Genomic DNA, 22,913 nt, shown 5'->3' on the forward strand with positions numbered 1-22,913 from the left:
GGAGCCGATCTCATGCCCCCCTTGCCCGCACCCGCCCCGGCCCGGCGACTGGCCCTCTACGCACTCGTGGTCTGCGTCCTCGCCGTCGCCGCCGCCGTGGTCTCCTTCGTCCAGGGCAGTCTGCTGGGGATCGTGTGGGTGCTGCTGGCCGGGCTGTCGTCGAACATGGCGTGGTACTACGCGCGGCGCGGCAGGATGCGTACGGGCTCGGGCTCGGGCTCGGTCACTGGGTGACGGTGCAGTACGCGTTGACGTCGTCCCAGAAGCGGTACAGGTTCTGACCGCAGTAGCGCTCGACGTCGTCGATCCCCAGGCCGCCGAGGATCCAGTAGACCGCGTCGAAGAACGCGGTGTTCACCGACGGGATCCACAGCACCGCGAACACGGCGAGCAGGCCGAACGGCGCGAACGGCTCCACCTGACGGCGGACGCTGTACGACAGCCAGGGCTCGATGACGCCGTAGCCGTCGAGGCCCGGCACCGGCAGGAAGTTCAGGATCGCGGCCGTGATCTGGAGCATCGCGAGGAACGCCAGCGCGTAGCGGAACGGATCCGGCACGCCGTCCAGGGCGCCCAGCCAGAACGGCGCCGTGCAGACGATGGCGAAGAGGACGTTGGTCAGCGGGCCCGCCGCCGAGATCAGGCTGTGCTTCCAGCGTCCCCGGATCTTGCTCCGGTCGATGAAGACCGCACCGCCCGGCAGACCGATCCCGCCCATGATCACGAAGAGGACGGGCAGGACGATGCTCAGGAGCGCGTGCGTATAGGCGAGCGGGTTGAGCGTCAGGTAACCCTTCGCGCCGATCGAGATGTCCCCGCTGTGCAGGGCGGTGCGCGCGTGGGCGTACTCGTGCAGACAGAGGGAGACGATCCACGCGGCCGTCACGAACAGGAACACGGCCAGACCGGGCTGCTCGGCGAACCCGGTCCAGGTCGCCCAGCCGGTCACCGCCGTCACGGCCACGATCCCGATGAAGACGGGGCTGATCCTCCGGTCACTGCGCCGGGAGGCTGTGGTGGTCATGGGGTGGGACTCCTGGGGTGGGCTGGGAGGTGTGCGGTCGACCGTACCGGTGGTCTGGGAAGAACGTCCTGCGGACGGCCAGAGGTTCCTGACACTCGCTACGCCGCGAGCGGTTCGGCCGAGGAGATGCCTGCCGTGACGATCGCAGACGTCCTCCTCGACTTCTCCCGGATCACCTGGGTCCGAAACCCGGAAGCGGGCCCGGGCCGTCACCAGTGACAATGGGCCCCGTGCGCTATCGCATCCTCGGCACCACCCAGGCACTCCGCTCCGACGGCACGCCAGTCCCGGTCGGTGGGGCGCGGCTGCGTGCCCTGCTGACCGTCCTCGCGCTGCGGACCGGACGGACCGTGCCGGTGTCCGTTCTGGTGGACGAGGTGTGGGACGGCGACCCGCCGGCGGACGCGCCCCGCGCGGTCCAGGCGCTGGTCGGGCGGTTGCGCAGGGCGCTCGGCGCGGACGCGGTGGACTCTGACGAGGGCGGCTACCGGCTGACCGCGGGCCGGGACGACATCGACCTGCACCGTTTCGAGCGGCTGGCGGGCGAGGGCACCCGCGCGCTGGCCGACGGCGACCCCGCCAAGGCGGCGGCCGTCCTCGACGACGCCCTCGCGCTGTGGCACGGCCCGGCCCTCGCCGACCTCCCCGACCGCACCGCCGAGGCGGCCCGCTGGGAGACCCGCCGCCTCGACGTGCGCCGCGCCCGCTTCACCGCGGCCCTCGCCCTCGGCGGCGCCGAACAGGCGCTGCCCGAACTCACCGCCCTCTGCGACAGCCACCCCCTCGACGAGCCTCTCCAGGCCCTGCGGCTGCGCGCCCTGCGCGACGCGGGCCGACCGGCTCAGGCCCTGGCCGCGTACGAGTCCGTACGGCAGCTGCTCGCCGACCGCCTCGGTTCTGACCCGGGACCCGAACTACGCGCCCTGCACACCGAGTTGCTGACCCCGGCGCCTCCGAGCGCCCCCGCGCCGCAACCAGCCCGCCCCGGCAACCTCCGCGCCCGGCTCACCTCCTTCGTCGGACGCGAGGCCGACATCGACACCATCCGGGGCGACCTCGCGGCGGCCCGGCTCGTGACCCTGCTCGGACCCGGCGGAGCGGGGAAGACACGGCTCTCGCAGGAGGCGGCGGAGGCCGTGGCGTACGCGGCGCGCGACGGGGTGTGGCTGGCCGAACTCGCCCCGGTGGACGACCCGAAGGCCGTGCCCGAGGCGGTGCTCACCGCCGTCGGGGCGCGCGAGACCGTACTGCGCGGTGCCGGCGCCGAGGAGATGCGAGCGGTCGCCGACCGGCACGACGACCCCCTCAACCGGCTCGCCGAGCACTGCGCCAAGCGCCGCATGCTGCTGATCCTCGACAATTGCGAGCACGTCGTGGACGCCGCCGCGCACCTCGTCGAGGAGCTCCTTGAGCGCTGCCCCGGACTGACGGTGCTCGCCACCAGCCGTGAACCCCTCGGCGTACCGGGGGAGTTGCTGCGCCCGGTGGAGCCGCTGCCCGAGCCCGTGGCGCTGCGGCTGCTCGCCGACCGGGGGGCGGCGGCCCGGCCGGGATTCCGGGTCGAGGACGATCCGGCGGCGGCCGCCGAGATCTGCCTGCGCCTGGACGGACTGCCGCTCGCCATCGAACTCGCCGCCGCCCGGCTGCGGTTGCTCACCGCGCGGCAGATCGCCGACCGCCTCGACGACCGGTTCCGCCTGCTGACCTCGGGGGCCCGTACGGTCCTGCCGAGGCAGCAGACCCTGCGCGCGGTCGTCGACTGGTCCTGGGACCTGCTCGACGAGGACGAACGCGATGTGCTGCGGCGGCTGTCCGTGTTCGCCGGCGGCTGCGATCTCGCCGCCGCCGAGGCCGTCTGCGGCCCCACCGCGCTGGAGTCGCTGGGTTCCCTCGTCGACAAGTCCCTCGTCGTGGCCGCCCCTTCGGCGGACGGCGGCATGCGCTACCGGCTCCTGGAGACCGTCGCCGAGTACGCGGGCGAACGCCTCGAGGAGTCCGGCGACCGGGCCACCACCGAGCGCGCCCACCTCACTTACTACCGAGAACTCGCCCGCACCACCGACCCCGCACTGCGCGGCCACGGCCAGGCCGCCGCCATCGCGCTCCTTGAACGCGAGTACGAGAACCTGCGCACCGCCCTGCGGCACGCCGTCACCGAACGCGACGAGCAGGAGGCCGTCTGCCTCGTCCTGTCGCTCCACTGGTACTGGCAGATGCGCGACCAGCGCATCGAGGCCCGCACCTGGTCCACCGAGGTCATGGCCCTCGGCCCCGACCCGTTCGCACCACCCGCGCGCCCCGTCCCCCCGCTGTACGAGAGCGTCACCGCCACCCCGCCGCCGCTGCGCCCGGAGGTCCTCGAAGAGGCGCGGCGCGGGGTGCACCTCGTCCATCTCGCCGGGATGGACATGGACTTGGAGGGCTGGCAGACCCCGGAGGCCCAGGCGAGGCTGCGCGTCATCGCCGAGACCTACCCGCCGGGGCTGCCGCAGACCTGCCGCAGCCCCGGCAGCCTCTGGTTCTACGCCGTCCTGCTCACCGGCGACATGGGCCGGATGCGCTCCGTCGTCGACGTGACCGTCGCCACCTGCCGCGAGTTCGGCCTCGAATGGGAACTCGCCGTCGCCCTCCAGATGCGCGCCAACATCCTCGCCAACCGCGCCGACTGGGCGGGCGACGCGACCCGCGACGCCGACGAGGCGCTGGAGATCTTCGGCCGCGTCGGCGACGCCTGGGGCGCGGCCGAGGCGCTCTCGGCGCGCGGTGAGGCCCATGAGCGCCGGGGTGAGTACGGGCCGGCCGCCGCGGACTACGCGGAGGCGATGGCGTACGCCGAACGGCTCGGTGCCCGTGCCCAGGCGGCGGTGCTGCGTGTCCGCCTCGGCAGCATGTACATCGAGCTGGGCGAGCCGGAGCGGGGCGAGCGGATGCTGCGCGAGGTGCTCGCGCAAAGCCTGGGCGCCGTCAACGAAGCGATGCCCGCGGGCCGGCTCTTCCTCGCCATGTGGCTCGGCCGCAGTGGCCGGATCGACGAGGCCCGCGAGCAACTGCGGCTGCTGCGTGAGGAGTTCGGGGCCAGCACGTTCGTGATCTTCGACGGGTACGTGCTCGGGATGGACGCCTGGCTGGACGCGGTCGACGGACGGTACGCGGACGCGCGGGACAAGGCGCGGCGGGCCGTGGAGCGGTCCCTGGACCCGCTGTCGCGGATGGTCATGCCGAACCTGATCTCCACACATCTGACCACCGCCGTCGTCGCCCTCACCGGCCTGTACGGCGCCGACCGCGCCCGCGACGCGGTCCGGCTCCTCGGCGCCGCCGACCGCTTCCTGCCGCCGGGTCATTTCGCGGCCCCCGCGGAGCACGAGATGCGCGTCCTGGCGGAGGCCGGTCTGCGGGCCGTACTCGACGACGCGGCGTACCAGGACGGGTACGCCGAGGGCGGCGGGCTCTCCATGGAGGAGGCCGCCGCCCTCATCTGACGCGGACCGGACCGAGGGCAGTCGCTCGGCGTGCCCGACGTCAGGACTTCGTGCGGAACTTGTGGATCGCGTACGGCGCCATCACCACCGTGATCAGCGCCGTCCAGCCGAGGGTCACCCACAGGTCGTGCGCGACGGGACCGCCCACCATGAGTCCACGCGAGGCGTCCGCGAGCGAGGAGAGCGGGTTGTAGTCCGTGAAGGCCTGGAGCCAGCCGGGCATGGTCCGGGTCGGCGAGAAGATCGACGAACCGAACTGCAGGGGCATCAGGACCAGGAAGCCCAGCGCCTGCACCGACTGCGCGTTCTTCAGCGTCACACCGAGCACCAGGAAGATCCACATCAGGGAGGTGCCGAAGAGGGCGGAGAGCCCTATGGACGCGAACAGGCCGGGCCAGTTCGTGATGTCGAAGCCCACCAGCACGCCGACGATCATGAGGACCGTCGTCGCGACGAGCATCCGCATCAGCTCCACCACGATCTTGGCGAAGAGCACGGAGCCCTGGCCGATCGGCAGGGTGCGGAAGCGGTCCATCACCCCTTTCTGGAAGTCCTCGTTGAAGCCGGTGCCGACGGCCATCGCGATGTTCATCGCCGTCATGGCCATCAGACCGGGCACCACGTACTGGACGTACGCCTCCTGGCCGCCGCCCAGCGACTGGCCGATGGAGCCGCCGAAGACGTACACGAACAGCAGGGTGAAGACGACCGGCATCAGGATGGCGTCGAACATCGACTCGGGGTCCTGACGGATCCACAGCAGGTTGCGGCGGACCAGGGCGCCGATGTGGCGGGCGTGCGCGCGGGGGCTGATGCGGCCCTCGTCCTTCGCGGCGAGGGGGGCATCGATGACGGCGGTGCTCATGCGGAGACCTCCTCGTAGGCGCGGGCCGGGGTGCTGTCCTGCGGGGCACTGGCTTTGTGACCGGTGAGGGACAGGAACACCTCGTCCAGGCTGGGCAGTTCGGTGCTGATCGAGCCGATGGTGATGCCGCGCGCGGTGACCGCGCCGACCACCGCGGTGAGTTGTTCGTCGCTGAGGATCGGGACCAGGACGGAGCCTGCCTCGGTGTCCACGACGGAGGCGGCGAGGCCGGTGAGGCCCAGTTCGTCGAGCATCGCGGCCAGCGGGCGCAGCTCCAGCGGGTCCACCGGACGGACGCGCAGGGTGCGGCCGCCGACCTTCGCCTTCAGCTCGTCGATCCGGCCGTTGGCGATGACCTTGCCGCGGTCGATGACCGTCAGCTCGGAGGCCAACTGCTCGGCCTCCTCCATGTACTGGGTGGTGAGCAGCACGGTGGCACCGTCGGCGACCATCCGCTTGACCTCGCGCCACACCTCGTTGCGGGTGCGCGGGTCGAGGCCGGTCGTCGGCTCGTCCAGGTACAGCACGGCCGGGTTGCCGATCATGGAGGCGGCGAGGTCGAGCCGGCGGCGCATACCACCGGAGTACGTCGCCGCCGGGCGCCTGCCGGCCTCGGCGAGGGAGAAGCGCTCAAGGAGCTCGTCGGCACGCCGGCGGGCGTCCTTGCGGGGCAGATCGAGCAGCCGCCCGATCATGTACAGGTTCTCCCAGCCGGAGAGCTTCTCGTCGACCGCGGCGTACTGGCCGGTGAGGCCTATCACGCGGCGGAGCTGCCGGGGCTGCTTCAGCACGTCGTAACCGGCGACCGTCGCCCGGCCGGAGTCGGGGGTGATGAGGGTGGACAGCACCCGGACGAGGGTGGTCTTGCCGGCGCCGTTGGGACCCAGCACACCGAGGACGGTGCCCTCGTGCACATCCAGGTCCACACCGTCCAGCGCCTTGGTCTCGCCGTAGTGCTTGACCAGTCCCCGTACGGTCACGGCGCTCTGGCCGCTACGGGGCTTGTTGTCGATTCGCGTCATGACCATCAAGGTGCCAGCCGCCACCGACAAACCACCGACAGCCCGCCCACAGCTCCCGACACCTCGCCGACAGCGGGATGTCCGCGCAGGTCAGCGGCACGGCGCAAAAACGGGCAGCAACCCGCCGACGGGGGATGTTCGGCGGGTTGCTTCTGTGCCGCAGTGGCTCGGTGGACCTCAGGTCTCGGTGGCCCCCAGGTCCTCAGTTGATCTCAGTGCACGGAGTGCTCGTCCAGCGGGAACGTTCCGCCGATGACGTCGTCGGCGAACGCCTTCACCGCGTTGCCCATGACCTCGCGCAGGTTGGCGTACTGCTTGACGAACTTCGGCATCCTGCCGCCGGTCAGGCCGAGCATGTCCGTCCACACGAGGACCTGCGCGTCCGTGTCGGGGCCCGCGCCGATACCGACCGTCGGGATGTGCAGGGTGCGGGTGACCTCGGCGGCCAGCTCCGCCGGGACCAGCTCGAGGACGACGGCGAAAGCGCCCGCGTCCTGGACCGCCTTGGCGTCGCGCAGCAGCTGCTGGGCGGCTTCCTCGCCGCGGCCCTGCACCCGATAGCCCATGGAGTTCACGGACTGCGGGGTCAGGCCGATGTGCGCCATGACCGGGATCCCGGACTCGACCAGGAGCTCGATCTGGCGGTGCGAGCGCTCGCCGCCCTCCAGCTTCACCGCGCCGACCCCGGCCTCCTTGACGAGGCGGGTGGCCGAGCGGAGCGCCTGGACCGGGCCCTCCTGGTAGGAGCCGAAGGGCAGGTCGCCCACGATCAGGGCACGCGAGGTGCCTCGTACGACCGAGGCCGACAGCATGGTCATCTCGTCCATGGTGACGGGCACGGTGGTCTCGTATCCCAGGTGGACGTTGCCCGCCGAGTCGCCGACGAGCATGACCGGGATGCCGGCCTCGTCGAAGACGGACGCGGTCATCGCGTCGTACGCGGTGAGCATGGGCCACTTCTCGCCGCGCTCCTTGGCGGCGGTGATGTCGCGCACCGTGATGCGGCGGGTGCTCTTGCCCCCGTACAGCGCCTTGCTGCTGTCGGTGGACGGGCGGACACCCTCCGCGGACTGCTTCGCGGCAGCCGAAATCTGCGTCATCGCAACGGCTCCTTCTGTCATCTCGAGGCACCCTGACGGCGTCCCCGGATCACCTCCATGGTGGCACCTCGTGCCACGCGCGGCTAGACCGGGGCCGGGACGCCCGGGAGACCGCGCTCCAGGGCCTCCGCCCTGCGACCTAGGTCCCTTTGTAAGGTCTCCGTAAAGCATTTACGATACGAGACGGTGTCGTATCGAATGTCGTTAGGCTGGTCGCCATGACAACTTCCGCTCCCGCTTCCGAACGACACGTGCCCGAGGCGGTGCACAGGCGCCGCTGGGCCATCCTCGGCGTGCTCATGCTGAGCCTGCTGATCGTGGTGCTCGACAACTCGATCCTGAACGTCGCGATCAAGACGATCTCGACCCCCGAGCCCATCGGCCTGGGCGCCACCCAGGGCGAGCTGGAGTGGGCCATCAACGCCTACACCCTCGTCTTCGCCGGACTGCTCTTCACCGCGGGCCTCCTCGGCGACCGGCTCGGCCGCAAGAAGGTGCTGCTCGCCGGTCTCGTCGTGTTCGGCATAGGTTCCGCCCTGGCCGCCGAGTCCGGCTCCCCGGTACAGCTCATCGCGTTCCGCGCGGTGATGGGCCTCGGCGCCGCGTTCGTGATGCCCGCCACCCTCTCCGTCCTGATGAACGTCTTCGAGCGCGACGAGCAGCCCAAGGCCATCGGCATCTGGGCGGGCGGCGTCGGCCTCGCCATCGCGATCGGCCCGATCACCGGCGGCATACTCCTCGACCACTTCTGGTGGGGCTCGGTCTTCCTGGTCAACGTGCCGATCGTGCTCATCGCGCTGGTCCTGATGATCTGGCTGGTCCCGGACTCCCGCGACCCGAACCCCGGACGCGTCGACCCCGTCGGCGTGGTCCTGTCCGTCGTCGGTCTCGTCCTGCTGGTCTACGGCATCATCAAGGGCGGCCAGTTGGCCGACTTCACCGACCCGGCGGTCCTGGCGACCATCGGGGCCGGAATCGCGGTGCTCGTCGGCTTCGTCGTCTTCGAGAAGCGCAGCGACCACCCGTCCATCGACGTCACCTACTTCAAGAACAAGGTCTTCTCGGCCGCGATGTCCGCCATCGCCCTCGTCTTCTTCGCGCTGATGGGCGTGACCTTCTTCTCGGTCTTCTACACACAGAGCGTGCGGGGCTACTCGCCGCTCCAGACCGGCCTGTTGATGCTGCCGCTCGCCGTCGCCCAGCTCATCTTCGCGCCGCGGGCCCGCCTCGTCGTCGACCGCTTCGGCAACAAGGCCACCTGTACGGCGGGGCTGCTGATGATCGCCGCGATGCTGGCGGCGTTCGCCACGCTGGAGGCGGACACGCCGATCTGGATCCTGGAAGTCATCTTCTTCTTCATGGGCACCGGTATGGCGCACATCATGACCCCGACCAGCGTGGTGATCATGCAGGCCCTGCCGCGTGAGAAGGCGGGATCCGCGTCCGCCCTCAGCAACACCTTCCGCCAGGTCGGCGGCGCCCTCGGTATCGCCGTACTCGGCTCCGTCCTCTCCACGGCCTACCGCAACAGCATCGAGGACAAGCTCTCCCTGGTCCCGGCCGGCCTGCGCCACACCGCGGGCGAGTCCATCGAGGCCACTCTCGGCGTCGCCGCCCGGCTCGGCCCCGAGGGCAAGAGCCTCATCACCCCCGCCAACGACGCCTTCCTGCACGCCATGCACGTCACCGCCCTGTGCGGTGCGGGTGTCGCCGTCATCGGCGCGCTGGTCGTGTTCCTGTTCCTGCCGGGCAGGACCCCCGCGCCGCAGGGCAGCGGGAAGGAGACGGAGTTGGTGAAGGCGTAGCGCTGACGAGCCGCGCCACTCCAGGGAGAATCAGCCCAGGTCCGATCAAGGAACGGAGTTCGACGTGAGCCTCGCCGGCAGCCGGGACAGCCACGAGGGCCCCCCACGGGGGCGCCCCCGCAGCGAGGCCGTGGAACGCTCCATCATCGAGGGCGTGATGAAGCTCCTGGAGGAGGGCGTACCCCTCGGGGAGGTCTCCATCGAGCGGGTCGCCCGCACCGCGGGTGTCGGCAAGGCGACCATCTACCGCCGCTGGAGCGGCAAGGAGGCCCTCTTCGTCGACGTCCTGCGCGCCGCCGAGCCGCCGGACGCGGAACTCCCCGGCACCTCGGTGCGCGAGGACCTGATCGTCATCCTGGAGCACGTGCGGCGCCGCGGCCTGGCCAGCCGCTCGTCACTGATCCTGCACAACGTCTACGCGCAGATGAAGAGCAGCCCCAAGGTCTGGAACGCCTACCACGCGACGGTCATCGAACCGCGCCGCCAGATCGCCTTCGAAGTCCTCCGCCGCGGGCAGCGCAACGGCGAACTCCGCGAAGACCTGGACGTCGAACTGCTCAACGACATGTTCGTCGGCCCCATGCTCGTCCGGGCACTCCTGCGCCCCGACGCCGAACTCCCCGAAGACCTCGCGGAACGGATCGTGGACGCGCTGCTGGTGGGACTGAGCCCTGCCGAGCCGTAGTTCGAGCGGCCCACTCACCGGACGGTCCGGCCGATTTCTGACGGGCCGTATGTGCACGTTTTGTCACAGGGGACGCGTTCCACCTCCGCATTCGGAACTCCGGACCACAGGTTGCGCGTCCTCGTGCCCGTACGGCCGTCATGGGACGGCAGGAAGGACACCGATCATCCCCTAGGGTCGTAACCGCGGGGCAGACGGTGTGCACGGCAAGTTGTGAGGCGACGGTATGGCGCAGGCGTATATGACGGAGACGGGCAGCGGCGGCCAGGGGCCCGACCGCAGAGAGTCCCGGCTTCGCCGCCTGCTCGACGGCTGGCGCGCCGACCGCGGCATCTGGCGTCGCGGTGTGATCCTCGCCGCGCTCGCGGTGATCCTGGCGCTGGTGATGGTGCTGCACTCACGCATCCCGAACGCGATCGGCAACCTCGGCAGCCTCACCGAGACGTTCCTGCCCTGGTGCGGCCTCGCCGTGCCGGTGCTGCTGGTCCTCGCCTTCGTACGGAAGTCGGCGACCGCGCTGATCGCCGTGCTGCTGCCGGCGCTCGTCTGGCTGAACCTCTTCGGCGGACTCATCAGCGACAAGCACGGCACCGGCGGGAACCTGACCGTCGCCACACACAACGTCAACGCGGACAACCCGGACCCGTCGGGCACCGCCCGTGACGTGGCCGCGTCCGGCGCCGACGTGGTGGCCCTCGAAGAACTCACGGACACGGCGGTCCCGACGTACGAGAAGGCGCTCGCGTCGACGTACGAGTACCACTCGGTGCAGGGCACCGTCGGGCTGTGGAGCAAGTACCCGCTGTCCGACTCCCTGCCCGTGGACATCAAACTGGGCTGGACGCGCGCGATGCGGGCCACGGTGACGACGCCGGAGGGGCCGATCGCCGTGTTCGTCGCCCACCTGCCCTCGGTACGGGTGAAGCTGGAGGCCGGGTTCACGGCCCACCAGCGTGACACGAGCGCCGACGCGCTGGGCGAGGCGATCGCCGACGACCCGAACAAGCAGGTCATCCTGCTCGGCGACCTGAACGGCACGATGAACGACCGCGCGCTCAACGCCGTCACCGCGCAGATGCGCTCCACGCAGGGTGCGGCGGGCAGCGGCTTCGGTTTCAGCTGGCCCGCGGCGTTCCCGATGGCCCGGATCGACCAGATCATGGTCAAGGGGATCGAGCCGGTGACCTCCTGGACCCTGCCCAGGACCGGCAGCGATCACCTTCCGGTCGCCGCCCGCGTGAAGATCTCCGCAACCGGGTCTTAACCTCTTGGAATACTGAGCCTGAGAGGCTTTGTTCCACTGGTGAACTTACGCTCCCGTGCACATCGGTGTGCACGGGAGCGACTCCGCGCGTTGTGACGTCCCCACGCACCGCCGCGCGCCCTCCGCTCCACTGAAAGGCCTCTCATGCCCCTGGCCCTGCTCGCCCTAGCCGTGGGCGCCTTCGGCATCGGTACCACCGAGTTCGTGATGATGGGCCTGCTGCCCGACGTCGCGGGCGACCTGCGCATATCGATCCCCACCGCCGGCCACCTGGTCTCCGCGTACGCGCTCGGTGTCGTCATCGGCGCCCCGCTCCTTGCCGCGGCCACGGCCCGGATGTCCCGCCGCAAGGTACTGATAGCCCTGATGCTGCTCTTCGTCGCGGGCAACGCGCTCTCCGCCCTCGCTCCCGACTACAACTGGCTGCTGGCCGCCCGCTTCCTCAGCGGCCTGCCGCACGGCGCCTTCTTCGGCGTGGGCGCCGTCGTCGCCACCAGCCTGGTCGCCCCCGAGCGCAAGGCGCGCTCCGTCTCCCTGATGTTCCTGGGCCTGACGGTCGCGAACGTGGTGGGTGTCCCGGTGGCCACACTCGTGGGCCAGCAGCTGGGCTGGCGCGCCACCTTCCTCGGCGTCAGCGTGATCGGCGTGCTGGCCGTGGTTTCCCTGGCGCTCCTCGTCCCCCGCGACGGCACCCACGCGCCCGCCGCGGGCCTGCGTGGCGAACTGGCGGCCCTGGGCTCGCTCCCGGTCTGGCTGGGCCTCGGCACGACGGTCGCCGGCTTCGGCGCGCTGTTCGCCGCGTACAGCTACATCACACCGATGCTGACGGACGCCGCCGGTTACGCCGACTCCAGCGTGACCCTGCTCCTTGCGCTGTTCGGTGTCGGCGCCACGGCGGGCAACCTGCTCGGCGGGCGGCTGGCGGACCGGTCGATGCGGGGCACGCTCTTCGGCGGCCTGGTCTCGCTCGCGGTGGTTCTGGCGCTGTTCCCGGTACTGATGGGCACGGAGTGGAGCGCGCCGCTCGCCGTTGTCCTGCTCGGTACGGCGGCCTTCGTGACCAGTACGCCACTGCTCCTGATGGTCATGGAGAAGGCGTCGTCGGCCCCCTCCCTCGCGTCCTCCGCCAACCAGGCCGCGTTCAACCTGGCCAACGCGGGGGGTGCCTGGATCGGAGGCCTCGCGCTCGCGGCGGGGCTTGGCGTGACGTCCCCGGCGCTGGTGGGCGCGGGGCTCGCCGTTCTGGGGCTGGGAGTTGCCGGGGTGGCGTACGTGGTGGACCGTCGGCAGGTCCCGGTGTCCCGTGCCGGCGGGGAGCGTGTGGTGACCTCGCACGTGCCTGAGCATGCGGATTCGGTGCACCACTGAGTTTCTTCGCCCCCTCCGCCCCTGCCCGTCCCTTGTTCCTGGGGCTCCGCCCCAGACCCCGCCAGGTGGCGCTGCCCCCTGGACCCCCGCTCCTCAAACGCCGGAGGGGCTGACTCCAGCCCGTCCGGCGTTTGAGGACGAGGCCCCCTCAGGGCCGAAGCGGGGGGGGTCTGGGGGCGGCAGCCCCCAGAAACGGGACGGGAAGGGGCGGAGGGGGCGAAAACTGCCTAGTCGAACCGGGCCAGATCCCGCAGCCAGACCGTCGCCGTGCTGTCCGACGGTGCTCGCCAGTCGCCCCGCGGTGACAGCGAACCGCCCGCCGAGACCTTCGGCCCGTTCGGCATGGCCGAGCGCTTGAACTGCGCGAACGCGAAGAAGCGCCGGCAGAACACCTCCAGCCAGCGCCGGATCTCCGGCAGCTCGTACGCCACTCGCTTGGCCTCGGGGAAGCCCGGCGGCCAGGCGCCGGCGTCCGGGTCGTGCCAGGCGTGCCAGGCCAGGAAGGCGATCTTCGACGGCCGGAAGCCGTAGCGCAGCACGTGGAACAGGGTGAAGTCGTGCAGCGCGTACGGGCCGATCTTGGACTCGGTGGACTGCATCTCCTCGCCCGGTACGAGTTCCGGGCTGATCTCGGTGTCGAGGATCGCGGTGAGGATCTCGCCGGCCTCCTCGCCGAACTGGCCGCTGCCGATGACCCAGCGGATCAGATGCTGGATCAGCGTCTTGGGTACGCCCGAGTTCACGTTGTAGTGGCTCATCTGGTCGCCGACGCCGTACGTGGACCAGCCGAGCGCCAGTTCGGAGAGGTCACCGGTGCCGAGCACGATGCCGCCGCGCTGGTTGGCGAGCCGGAACAGGTAGTCGGTGCGCAGTCCGGCCTGGACGTTCTCGAAGGTGACGTCGTAGACCGGCTCGCCGGAGGCGAACGGGTGGCCCATCTCCTTCAGCATCAGCCGCGCGGTCGACGTGATGTCCAGCTCGGCGGCGGTGACGCCGAGGGCGGCCATCAGCTTGTGCGCGTTGTCCTTGGTGTGGTCGCTGGTGGCGAAGCCGGGCATCGTGAAGGCAAGGATGTCGCTGCGCGGACGCCCTGCGCGGTCCATCGCGCGGGCGGCGACGATCAGCGCGTGCGTGGAGTCGAGGCCGCCGGACACCCCGATGACCACCTTCGCCCCACCGATCGACGCGAGCCGCTGCTGCAACCCCGCGACCTGGATGTTGTACGCCTCGTAGCAGTCCAGGGCCAGCCGGTCGGGGTCCGCGGGCACGAACGGGAAACGCTCGACACGCCGCCGCAGGCCCAAGTCTTCGATGGGCGGGGCGAGTTGGAACGACACGGTTCGGAAGTCGGCCGTACGGGCGTCATGCGTGCGCCGGTTGTCGTCGAAGGTGCCCATCCGCTGCCGCTCCTGCCGCAGCAGGTCGAGGTCGATGTCGGCTACGGCGGACTGGTCGTCGAGCGGGAAGCGGTCGGACTCGGCCAGCAGCACCCCGTTCTCGTAGATCAGGGTCTGGCCGTCCCAGGACAGGTCGGTGGTCGACTCGCCCAGCCCGGCCGCCGCGTAGACGTACGCGGCGAGGCAGCGCGCGGACGCCGAGCGGCACAGCAGTTTGCGGTCCTCGGCCCGGCCGACGGTGATCGGGCTGCCGGAGAGGTTGGCGAGGACGGTCGCGCCCGCCAGGGCCGCCTCGGCGCTCGGCGGCACCGGCACCCACATGTCCTCGCAGATCTCCGTGTGCAGCACCAGGCCGGGGACATCGTCCGCCGCGAACAGCAGGTCCACGCCGAACGGTACCGACTCCCCGCCGACCAGGATCGTGCCCCCGCGCCGGTCGTCGCCGGCGGCGATCTGCCGACGCTCGTAGAACTCCCGGTAGTTCGGTGGATACGACTTGGGCACGACACCGAGGACGCGGCCGCGGTGCACGACCACCGCGCAGTTGTAGACGCGGTCGCGGTGGCGCAGCGGGGCACCGACGACCAGGACCGGCAGCAGCTGAGCCGACCCCGTCACCACCTCCTGGAGCGCCTCCTCGACCTGGTCGAGCAGCGCGTCCTGGAGCAGCAGGTCCTCGATCGAGTAGCCGCACAGCACCATCTCCGGGAAGACGGCGACGGCCACGCCCTCCTCGGCGCATCCGCGCGCGTGGCGCAGCACCGCCTCGGCGTTGGCGTGCGGGTCCGTGATGACGGTGTGGCCCGTGCAGGCGGCGACGCGTGCGAAGCCGTGCTGATAGAGCGACCGGAAGTTCAGAGGAGGCACGAGGATCAGTGTAATCGTCAGAGCGACGCGATGGGTGGTGGGCCCAGGGCTGCTCTCCGCGAAGCCCATGCGCCTGCGTCGGGGGAGGCAGGCGTACGCCCGCCCCCGACGAGACCTCCGTCGGGGGCGGGCGCAGGGGAACCGCCGCGTGGATCTCAGTGGCGGCCGTACGACTGGATGTAGCCGCCCGCGGGCGTACCCACCCCGGTGACGTCGTCGTAGCCGGGCACGGCGGACAGCGAGCTGTCCTTGCCGAGGCTGCGCACGGAGGTGAGGAGACCGTCCGTGGCGTCGTAGCCGTTGGCGAAGTCGACGCGTGCGACGGCGAGCCCGGACCCCGTGGGGTTGTCCGTGACGTCGTGGTACGCCGTCGAGCCGTACTTGGCGTAGATCGCCGGGTTGGCGAAGCCGATCGCCTTGCCGCCGCGCGTCTCCTGGGCCAGCGCCTGGACGGCCGCGATCACCGGCGCGGCGAGCGAGGTGCCGCCGATCCGGTACTCGCTGTACGCCTGCGTCCCGTCGGGCAGGGTCTGCGTCTGCCCCATCTTGAAACCGGTGTTGGGGTCGGCGACGGCCGAGATGTCCGGGACCACACGGTTGCCCGCGGCGCTGTTGGCCGTGGCGAGCGAGTCCGGGACGACACCCTCCTGGTAGTAGGGCTCCGCCACCGTCCCGCTGGTGCCACCGCCGGCGCCCTGGGTGAACACGCCGGGGAAGTCCGTCCAGCTCGTGCCGTCCGTGGACAGCGCGGCCCGCTCGGTGCCCCAGCCGGTCTCGAACTCGTACTTGTCGCCCTTGCCGACCGCCAGCGAGGTGCCGCCGACCGCCGTCACCCATGCCGAGTTGGCCGGCATGTCGACCTGCTTCGTACCGGTGTGGGCGACCTCGTCGCCGTAGTCGCCGGAGGAGAAGTAGAAGCCGATGCCCTCGACCGCGCCGAGCTGGAAGACCTGGTCGTAGGCGGCCGCGATGTCGGTGCTCTCGTTGGCCTCGAGGTCACCCCAGGAGTTGGAGACGATGTCGGCGAGGTGCCCGTCCACGACCTTGCTCAGCGAGTCGAGCAGATCGTCGTCGTAGCAGGACGCGGCGCCGACGTAGGTGATGCTCGCGGCGGGCGCGACCGCGTGCACGGCCTCGACGTCGAGGGTCTCCTCGCCGTACCAGCCCGCGGCCCCGCACTCCTCGGTCTTCGTGTAGTCGCTGGGCAGCGACTGGCTCAGCTGACCGCTGCCGTACTTCGCGTCACCGTGCTTCTCGGCGTAGGTGGCCGCGTCGTCCGCGATGGTCGGGGAGGCGTACGCGTCGGTGATGGCGACCCGCACCCCCTTGCCGGTGCTCGAGCCCGCGCCGTAGGCGGCGCGCAGCTGCTTGCCGGTGTAGCCCTCGACGGCGTACGGGACCTTCGTGCCGTACGCGTCAGGCAGCGTGCTCGCGATGTTCGAGCCGTAGTACGAGGAGAACGGCCCGGAGTTGTTGAACACGGCGTCCGGCGGCGGCAGCGTGTCGCTGTGGCTCGCCTTGTGCGGGGCGTTGTCCAGGCCGGTGACGGTCAGGACGGCGCCGTTCAGGGAGGCCGGTGCGGAGGCCGTCTTCGACGGGGCGCGGTAGGTCTTGGTGCCCTTGGCGAAGTTGTGCAGCTGGGTGTCGAATGCCTTCTCTGCGGCGCTGACGTCGCCCGTCACGGAGATGTAGTGCTCCGTGCTGCCGGTGATCTTCAGACCCGCAGACTTCAGCCACGAGGTCACCGCGGCGACCTGCGCCTTGCTGGCGCCGAAGCGTTTCTGTGCCTGCGCGGCGCTGAGGTACTTCCCGTACGAGACCGAGTCCGGGTCGGACACGGCCCTGGCGTACGCGGCCAGACCCGACGCGTCCTGGCCTGCGAGGTAGACCCGGGCGGAGACCTGGGAACTGTCGGCGGTGGCGCCCTTGTCGGCCTTGGCCGTCGCCCAGGTGGGCTTGGTGCCCGCGAGGGTGTCCCGGCTCGGGCCGTCCGCGGCCTGGGCCGCGGGTATGCCGAGCGCCAGCGCGCCGGCGAGCAGTGGCAGTGTCGCCGCCATGCTCACTCCGGCGCGCAGCGCTGCGCGATTGGATCTCATGAAACCCCCTGCGATGCGGTTCGTCGCATGTAGTGGTCGGCAGCTGATCCGTGAACTCCCGTGCCGTATGGGTACACAGGGAATGGATCACGCACGGGTCACTCTTGCGATGAACCGTCCATGCCAGGGGAATGGGCGATCAATGGGTGGGCCAAGAAGCGCCCAAGGAACCGTATGCGCAGGGGATTTGGGGGTTATGCGAGCCTTGGGTCCATCAACGTGCCTTCGCCCCCCGCGCCTTCAGCAGATCCGCCATCAGGTCGATCTCCGACTGCTGCGCCTCGACCATGCCCGTCGCGAGCCTGCGCTCCACCTCGACCTCGCACTTCTCCACGCAGCCCTCGGCCATGTGGATCCCGCCCTCGTGATGCTCGGTCATCAGCTGGAGGTAGAGGACCTCGGCCGGCCGGCCGCTCAGCGTGTTCAGCTTCTTCAGCTCGGTGTCGGTGGCCATGCCCGGCATCAGCGCACCGTCCTCGCCGGAGGCCATACCGCCCATGCCCATCCAGGCCATCGGCCCGTCCGACGACACCTTCGGCAGCCCCCACAGATCGAGCCAGCCCAGCAGCATGCCCCGCTGGTTGGCCTGAGTCTGCGCGAGGTCGTAGGCGAGACGCCGCACCTCCACGTCCTGGGTGCGGTCCCGCACGATGTACGACATCTCGACGGCCTGCTGATGATGGACGGCCATGTCCCGGGCGAACCCCGCGTCCGCGGAATCGGCGGCGGGAACCACCACCGCCGAACCGCCACCGCCACCGCCCCCGGCGCCGTCGGCGACCGCGTACGTGATCGCCCCGGCCGCGACGAGCACCGCCGCCGCGGCTCCCGAGATCCACCCGATCTGTTTCATCCCCGCGATCCGGTTCCTCGGGCTCACTGGGACAGACCGCCGGTGCAGGGGGCGCCCGGCTCCGGCGTCTGGTCGCCCTGCACGAACGACTCGAAGAACTTGTCGACATCGGCGTCGGTCGCGCTTGTCACCGTGCGCTGCTTGCCCCACGCGCTGAGCATGATCGGGTCCTTCTGGTCCTCGACGGGGCTCATCAGCGTGAACGGGGTCTTCTTGACCTTCTCCGCGAGCGCCTTCACGTCGGCGTCCGCGGCCTTGCTGTTGTACGTCACCCAGACCGCCCCGTGTTCCAGGGAGTGCACGGCGTTCATGTTGTTGATCGCCTTGGTGTAGACGTCGCCGTTGCAGTTCATCCAGACCGCGTTGTGGTCACCGCCGACCGGGGGCTCCATCGGGTAGTCCACGGTTTTGGTGACGTGCGTCTGGGACAGCTTCGCGCTCCAGGTCTTCACACCGTCCGAGCCGGTGACGAAGTGCCCCGCGGTTCCCTTGGAGTCGCTCGCCGTGTCGTCCTCGCCGGACTGTGACCGGACGAGAACGACACCACCCACGACGAGTCCGGCGACGACGACCACACTGGAGGCGATCACGAGAATCCGGTTGCGGCGCTCGCGGGACTGCTCTGCGCGACGCATCTCCGCTATGCGTGCCTGACGCGAGGCGTTTCTGGTGTTCTTCGCGGAACCCATGGCGAGTCCTTATACGTGGAGGGACGGTCGGGACATCTGATCGTAGTGGGAGGCGGGCTGCCCATTACGGAAGAGTCCCCGAGCAGGCAGGATGGGCCTCGGGGCGGGATCAGAACCGAACCCCGGCAGACACTCCAGAAGGACTCGGAGCGATACCCGGAAACAGAATCAGAGCAGGACACCCGGCGTATGCGAGGCGTTAAGGCGCCCGTAGGCCGGGCGATCAAGGTCCGCAACGCGCATGAAATGGTGTTGTGGTGGGATGCTCAGGTGCCCCGACCGTCCCCGAGGCGTGGGAGCAGGCGGCCTGACCAGCAACGATGGGTGGAAGCGGAAGATGGACAAGCAGCAGGAGTTCGTGCTCCGGACACTGGAGGAGCGTGACATCCGGTTCGTACGCCTGTGGTTCACGGACGTACTCGGCTTCCTCAAGTCGGTGGCCGTGGCCCCGGCGGAGCTGGAACAGGCCTTCGACGAGGGCATCGGCTTCGACGGCTCGGCGATCGAGGGCTTCGCCCGCGTCTACGAGTCCGACATGATCGCCAAGCCGGACCCCTCGACCTTCCAGGTCCTGCCGTGGCGCGCGGAGGCCCCGGGCACGGCCCGGATGTTCTGCGACATCCTGATGCCGGACGGCTCCCCGTCCTTCGCGGACCCGCGCTACGTCCTCAAGCGCACCCTCACCAAGACCTCCGACCTGGGCTTCACCTTCTACACCCACCCGGAGATCGAGTTCTTCCTGCTGAAGGACCGCCCCCTGGACGGTACGCGGCCCACCCCCGCGGACAACTCCGGCTACTTCGACCACACCCCGCAGAACGTGGGCATGGACTTCCGCCGCCAGGCGATCACCATGCTGGAGTCGATGGGCATCTCCGTCGAGTTCTCCCACCACGAGGGTGCGCCCGGCCAGCAGGAGATCGACCTGCGTTACGCGGACGCGCTCTCCACGGCGGACAACATCATGACGTTCCGCCTGGTCATGAAGCAGGTCGCGCTGGAGCAGGGCATCCAGGCCACCTTCATGCCGAAGCCGTTCTCCGAGCACCCCGGCTCGGGCATGCACACGCACCTCTCGCTCTTCGAGGGCGACCGCAACGCCTTCTACGAGTCCGGCTCGGAGTACCAGCTCTCCAAGGTCGGCCGCTCCTTCATCGCGGGCCTGCTCAAGCACGCCGCGGAGATCTCCGCGGTCACCAACCAGTGGGTCAACTCCTACAAGCGCATCTGGGGCGGCTCGGAGCGCACCGCGGGCGCCGGCGGCGAGGCCCCCTCGTACATCTGCTGGGGCCACAACAACCGCTCCGCGCTCGTCCGCGTCCCGATGTACAAGCCGGGCAAGACGGGCTCCGCGCGAGTGGAGGTCCGCTCCCTCGACTCCGGCGCGAACCCCTACCTGGCGTACGCGATGCTCCTCGCCGCCGGCCTCAAGGGCATCGAGGAGGGCTACGAGCTCCCGCCCGGCGCCGACGACGACGTCTGGGCCCTCTCCGACGCCGAGCGCCGCGCCATGGGCATCGAGCCCCTGCCCCAGAACCTCGGCGAGGCCCTCACCCTCATGGAGCGCAGCGAACTCGTCGCCGAAACCCTCGGCGAACACGTCTTCGACTTCTTCCTCCGCAACAAGCGCCAGGAGTGGGAGGAGTACCGCTCCGAGGTGACGGCGTTCGAACTGCGGAAGAACCTGCCGGTGCTGTAGGGGCAGGTCGGCGGCGCTTTGCCTTACGTAGTACGAGGGGCCCACGGTCGATGACGGTGGGCCCCTCGGCCGTCTTCACCGGCCCTGGGCCGTCTGTGGGCCGTACCGGCCCTGGGCCGTCTGTGGGCCGTCCACCCCGGAAGCGCTGCCCTGGTACAGGCTGTGCAGGGCCCTCCATCGTCGCGGGGGAACGAGACCCCCGAGCGCATCACCTCGACCGAGCAGCGCCTCGTTCGGGTCCCCTCGCGACGGCCCGGACACCACTGGCGACGTCCTCTGCCCGTGCCCGAACTCTCATGTGATGCTCGACGCCGGCGCCATCGTCATCGAAGACGACCTCACGATGGTCCACGGCGGCCAGCGTGCACGCTGAGGACGACTCCCGGCACACGATGCCGCACGAACAGGGGGACATCTTGATATGGCTTGCCCTGTAGGGCGGCTGGGAAGGATGTCGCTGTGCCCAAGCCTTATCCGGAAGAGTTCCGCGAGGATGTCGCGCGGGTCGCGAGGAACCGCGGCCCATGCCGGGACGATCCGGTGGTCCGGCTTCCGGCGGGCGGCATGGGCAGGCCGCACTGCATCAGCATCTCGGCGGAGTCACCGGCGTGCACGGTCTCTTGATGGACCGCCCGCGGCTCCTGTTGGATCCACTGGATCCACGCGGGTGGCGCGGACCGGGTGACGGTCGAACGATCGGGGGATTGCCCATGGACGACAGTGCGAGAAGTGACGGGCCGGCGGGCGTGAACACGAAGCTGTACCTCTCCTCGCTCGGTCTGGCCGCCGCGCTGCTGATCGTCATCAGATTGTTCGCGCTACCGCACCTGGGCGGGGCGACGAAGGTGAGCCTCAGCGACACGATCATCTCGATCGTCGACTCGCTCACCGGGGCCGCGGTGGCCTCCTTGTGCGTCTCCGTGCTAGTGGTGTTCTTCTACGGCCTGAAGCGGCAGGGACAGACGGAGGTTCAGGTCACCGACCCCGGATCGATCTCCGCCGAGCTGGACAAGGCAGCAGGCGCCACCAACTCCTGGGACTACCGGGGGCATACGGCTCGGTATTTCAGATCGGCGGTCCTGCCGACCCTTCTCCAGCGCGCCGAGAGACAGGGGCACTATCTCTCGGTGAACGTGCAAGTGCTCGATCCGGACAACGTCGAACTCATGGACTTCTTCGCCGAGTACCGGAGGAACGCGAACCCCGACCGGCGGGACTACTGGACCCGGCAGCGTGCGCAGGCGGAAATCGCAGCGACCATTATCAGGCTTCAGCTCCTGAGTTACCAGTTCTCCCGGCTCAACTGCCGGGTGTACCTGGCGTCCACTGTTTCACCATTCACGATCGACCTGTCCGACACCTGCGTGATCGTGACCCGCGAGAAGGGCGACACGGCCGCGTTGAAATACCCGGTCGGCTCGTCTTTTTACGACTCAACCAAAGAGGACATGCGGCTGAGCAACCGCCAGAGCACGGAGCTGCCTCTCCCCCGGTCCGCCACCGAGCTGGATCCTGGTTCCGTCGCGGACGTCAGAGAAGTCCTCTCCCTGCTGGGCATACTCCGAGGGGCGGAAGACGAACTCGTGAGCACGACGCTGGACGCGTACCAGAGGCCGGTGAACCCCTATGCCAACGCGTGAGGCGATTGGCTCGTGGATGACCCGTCAAGGATGGCCGGACCTACGGACGTTCCTGGACGACTCGCCCTCCTACCTGCACCCCTACGGATTCCTCGTGTTCCGCCTGCCCTTGGACACGTTCCCCGAGTGGGGCATCCGCGTGCATCTGTGGCCGCCCGCCGCAAAACGGAGAACGGACTCCGACCCCTTCATCGTGCACAGCCACGGCTGGGACCTGCTGACACGCTCCATCGTGGGCTGTGTCCGACACGCGATGTACGACGTGGATGACGGCGCGACGGCTGTGCGGTACGACTCGTTCACGGTCGAGAGCTCGCTCGGCGTCGGAATCAGCTTCCTCTCGCCGGAAGGAAGGTCCACGAGTGTCCGCATGGTCTCGGAATGGGACGCCACACCGCAGGAGAGCCCGCTCCACATTCCTGCCGGGAGGTTCCACACAACGACAAGCTCGCTCGAAGCCGTATGGGATTCCTGGTCCGTGACCCTGGTCGCCACCGAGCACGTGGTCGGCAACGACTCAAGGGTGCTCGGCCCTTCGAAAGGCAGCGCCGTGCTCAACGAACGAGCCGCGATCACGGACCCCGGGGTTCCTCTCTCCGTCGTCGACCACGCGTACGAGCAGCGAACCAATGGATCCAACCTGTGGGCGTCCTTTGTCTTCCTGATCGATTCGGGAAGGATCCTACTTGCGCGGACTCGCCGCTATCCGGGGTACTGGCATCCCGTCGGGGGCCAGATGGAGCCGTGGGACGACACGCCCTTGGACACCGCCCGCCGCGAGGTGTGGGAAGAGCTGGGCATCGACCTGGACGCGAGGGAGATGATCTCGCTCGGGTGCCTCCCCAGGGACGAAGGGCCTGGGAAGATCCACGCATGGGTCTGGGTCGGAGACTTTTCCGCGCGTCCCGACCTACAGGAGGAGGAAATCCACGAGGTCCGGTGGACGACGCTGGAGGAGGCCCTTCGAGCGGACTCCCTGGCAGCGTCACGGAGCTTCCTCACCACCATCTCGGGCAGGCGGCGCGAGTTCGGCCTGGATATCTGACCTCGGCCCCGG

General features: G+C 69.8%; 17 protein-coding genes. 9 read left to right on the forward strand and 8 right to left on the reverse strand.

All coding sequences use genetic code 11. The annotated features are described in order from the left end of the window. The first annotated feature begins 12 nt into the window (after window positions 1–12). Window positions 13–234, forward strand: coding sequence for a hypothetical protein (locus tag ACFYPC_RS10035; RefSeq protein ID WP_388673265.1), 222 nt, complete (start codon window positions 13–15; stop codon window positions 232–234). On the opposite strand, the gene ACFYPC_RS10040 is transcribed toward ACFYPC_RS10035, so the two are convergent. Beyond that, window positions 224–1,024, reverse strand: a complete 801-nt coding sequence (locus ACFYPC_RS10040) for a site-2 protease family protein (RefSeq protein WP_388673267.1) — start codon at window positions 1,022–1,024, stop codon at window positions 224–226. The genes ACFYPC_RS10035 and ACFYPC_RS10040 overlap by 11 nt on opposite strands. A 221-nt stretch (window positions 1,025–1,245) precedes the next feature. Here ACFYPC_RS10040 and ACFYPC_RS10045 point away from each other — a divergent pair, with 221 nt between their 5' ends. Next, a complete protein-coding gene (locus ACFYPC_RS10045; RefSeq protein WP_388673269.1) occupies window positions 1,246–4,506 on the forward strand; it encodes a BTAD domain-containing putative transcriptional regulator in 3,261 nt (1,086 codons plus the stop codon). 40 nt (window positions 4,507–4,546) lie between these two features. Here ACFYPC_RS10045 and ACFYPC_RS10050 read toward each other — a convergent pair whose 3' ends face one another. From ACFYPC_RS10050 to panB, 3 genes are all read right to left on the reverse strand, one after another. Continuing rightward, the gene (locus tag ACFYPC_RS10050; protein ID WP_388673271.1) at window positions 4,547–5,371 is read right to left on the reverse strand and encodes an ABC transporter permease; all 825 of its coding nucleotides are present in this window, start codon (window positions 5,369–5,371) and stop codon (window positions 4,547–4,549) included. Beyond that, entirely contained in the window at window positions 5,368–6,393 is a 1,026-nt protein-coding gene (locus tag ACFYPC_RS10055; protein ID WP_388673273.1) for an ATP-binding cassette domain-containing protein, read from the reverse strand. The genes ACFYPC_RS10050 and ACFYPC_RS10055 overlap by 4 nt, the downstream gene beginning before the upstream one ends. Before the next feature lie 212 nt (window positions 6,394–6,605). Continuing rightward, window positions 6,606–7,493: a 3-methyl-2-oxobutanoate hydroxymethyltransferase gene (gene panB / locus ACFYPC_RS10060; protein ID WP_388673276.1), complete on the reverse strand. Its 888-nt coding sequence runs from the start codon at window positions 7,491–7,493 to the stop codon at window positions 6,606–6,608. Between the two features lie 218 nt (window positions 7,494–7,711). Between panB and ACFYPC_RS10065 the strand changes: the two genes are divergently transcribed. From ACFYPC_RS10065 to ACFYPC_RS10080, 4 genes are all read left to right on the forward strand, one after another. Continuing rightward, entirely contained in the window at window positions 7,712–9,298 is a 1,587-nt protein-coding gene (locus ACFYPC_RS10065; protein WP_388673278.1) for an MFS transporter, read from the forward strand. 64 nt (window positions 9,299–9,362) lie between these two features. Next, window positions 9,363–9,983, forward strand: a complete 621-nt coding sequence (locus tag ACFYPC_RS10070; RefSeq protein ID WP_388673279.1) for a TetR/AcrR family transcriptional regulator — start codon at window positions 9,363–9,365, stop codon at window positions 9,981–9,983. Window positions 9,984–10,209: 226 nt separating this feature from the next. After that, window positions 10,210–11,247, forward strand: coding sequence for an endonuclease/exonuclease/phosphatase family protein (locus tag ACFYPC_RS10075; protein WP_388673281.1), 1,038 nt, complete (start codon window positions 10,210–10,212; stop codon window positions 11,245–11,247). A 144-nt stretch (window positions 11,248–11,391) separates the two neighbouring features. Continuing rightward, window positions 11,392–12,615, forward strand: coding sequence for an MFS transporter (locus ACFYPC_RS10080; RefSeq protein WP_388673283.1), 1,224 nt, complete (start codon window positions 11,392–11,394; stop codon window positions 12,613–12,615). A 227-nt stretch (window positions 12,616–12,842) separates the two neighbouring features. On the opposite strand, the gene ACFYPC_RS10085 is transcribed toward ACFYPC_RS10080, so the two are convergent. The 4 genes from ACFYPC_RS10085 to ACFYPC_RS10100 form a co-directional block, all read right to left on the reverse strand. Continuing rightward, window positions 12,843–14,870, reverse strand: coding sequence for an NAD(+) synthase (locus ACFYPC_RS10085; RefSeq protein ID WP_388673416.1), 2,028 nt, complete (start codon window positions 14,868–14,870; stop codon window positions 12,843–12,845). Window positions 14,871–15,034: 164 nt separating this feature from the next. After that, window positions 15,035–16,975, reverse strand: coding sequence for a protease pro-enzyme activation domain-containing protein (locus tag ACFYPC_RS10090; protein ID WP_388673285.1), 1,941 nt, complete (start codon window positions 16,973–16,975; stop codon window positions 15,035–15,037). Window positions 16,976–17,189: 214 nt separating this feature from the next. Then, complete coding sequence (locus ACFYPC_RS10095; protein WP_388673287.1) at window positions 17,190–17,828, reverse strand: DUF305 domain-containing protein; 639 nt, start codon at window positions 17,826–17,828, stop codon at window positions 17,190–17,192. A gap of 23 nt (window positions 17,829–17,851) precedes the next feature. Continuing rightward, window positions 17,852–18,517, reverse strand: coding sequence for a DUF3105 domain-containing protein (locus ACFYPC_RS10100; RefSeq protein WP_388673289.1), 666 nt, complete (start codon window positions 18,515–18,517; stop codon window positions 17,852–17,854). Between the two features lie 337 nt (window positions 18,518–18,854). On the opposite strand from ACFYPC_RS10100, the gene ACFYPC_RS10105 reads away from it, so the two are divergent. The 3 genes from ACFYPC_RS10105 (at window position 18,855) to ACFYPC_RS10115 (ending at window position 22,901) form a co-directional block, all read left to right on the forward strand. After that, on the forward strand, window positions 18,855–20,216 hold the full coding sequence (locus ACFYPC_RS10105; protein ID WP_365439817.1) for a glutamine synthetase family protein: 1,362 nt from the start codon (window positions 18,855–18,857) through the stop codon (window positions 20,214–20,216). Window positions 20,217–20,839: 623 nt separating this feature from the next. Further along, a complete protein-coding gene (locus ACFYPC_RS10110) occupies window positions 20,840–21,856 on the forward strand; it encodes a hypothetical protein (protein ID WP_388673291.1) in 1,017 nt (338 codons plus the stop codon). A gap of 16 nt (window positions 21,857–21,872) precedes the next feature. Continuing rightward, a complete protein-coding gene (locus ACFYPC_RS10115; protein WP_388673293.1) occupies window positions 21,873–22,901 on the forward strand; it encodes an NUDIX hydrolase in 1,029 nt (342 codons plus the stop codon). Window positions 22,902–22,913 lie beyond the last annotated feature (12 nt).

Source organism: Streptomyces sp. NPDC005808, assembly GCF_042871385.1.
In the GTDB taxonomy this organism is placed as follows: domain Bacteria; phylum Actinomycetota; class Actinomycetes; order Streptomycetales; family Streptomycetaceae; genus Streptomyces.

Bases quoted from the DNA above. Each gene is read 5' to 3' on its own strand.
- ACFYPC_RS10035 (WP_388673265.1), top strand. From the start codon at position 13: ATGCCCCCCTTGCCCGCACCCGCCCCGGCCCGGCGACTGGCCCTCTAC.
- ACFYPC_RS10040 (WP_388673267.1), bottom strand. From the start codon at position 1,024: ATGACCACCACAGCCTCCCGGCGCAGTGACCGGAGGATCAGCCCCGTC.
- ACFYPC_RS10045 (WP_388673269.1), top strand. From the start codon at position 1,246: ATGGGCCCCGTGCGCTATCGCATCCTCGGCACCACCCAGGCACTCCGC.
- ACFYPC_RS10050 (WP_388673271.1), bottom strand. From the start codon at position 5,371: ATGAGCACCGCCGTCATCGATGCCCCCCTCGCCGCGAAGGACGAGGGC.
- ACFYPC_RS10055 (WP_388673273.1), bottom strand. From the start codon at position 6,393: ATGACGCGAATCGACAACAAGCCCCGTAGCGGCCAGAGCGCCGTGACC.
- panB (WP_388673276.1), bottom strand. From the start codon at position 7,493: ATGACGCAGATTTCGGCTGCCGCGAAGCAGTCCGCGGAGGGTGTCCGC.
- ACFYPC_RS10065 (WP_388673278.1), top strand. From the start codon at position 7,712: ATGACAACTTCCGCTCCCGCTTCCGAACGACACGTGCCCGAGGCGGTG.
- ACFYPC_RS10075 (WP_388673281.1), top strand. From the start codon at position 10,210: ATGGCGCAGGCGTATATGACGGAGACGGGCAGCGGCGGCCAGGGGCCC.
- ACFYPC_RS10080 (WP_388673283.1), top strand. From the start codon at position 11,392: ATGCCCCTGGCCCTGCTCGCCCTAGCCGTGGGCGCCTTCGGCATCGGT.
- ACFYPC_RS10090 (WP_388673285.1), bottom strand. From the start codon at position 16,975: ATGAGATCCAATCGCGCAGCGCTGCGCGCCGGAGTGAGCATGGCGGCG.
- ACFYPC_RS10095 (WP_388673287.1), bottom strand. From the start codon at position 17,828: ATGAAACAGATCGGGTGGATCTCGGGAGCCGCGGCGGCGGTGCTCGTC.
- ACFYPC_RS10100 (WP_388673289.1), bottom strand. From the start codon at position 18,517: ATGGGTTCCGCGAAGAACACCAGAAACGCCTCGCGTCAGGCACGCATA.
- ACFYPC_RS10105 (WP_365439817.1), top strand. From the start codon at position 18,855: ATGGACAAGCAGCAGGAGTTCGTGCTCCGGACACTGGAGGAGCGTGAC.
- ACFYPC_RS10110 (WP_388673291.1), top strand. From the start codon at position 20,840: ATGGACCGCCCGCGGCTCCTGTTGGATCCACTGGATCCACGCGGGTGG.
- ACFYPC_RS10115 (WP_388673293.1), top strand. From the start codon at position 21,873: ATGACCCGTCAAGGATGGCCGGACCTACGGACGTTCCTGGACGACTCG.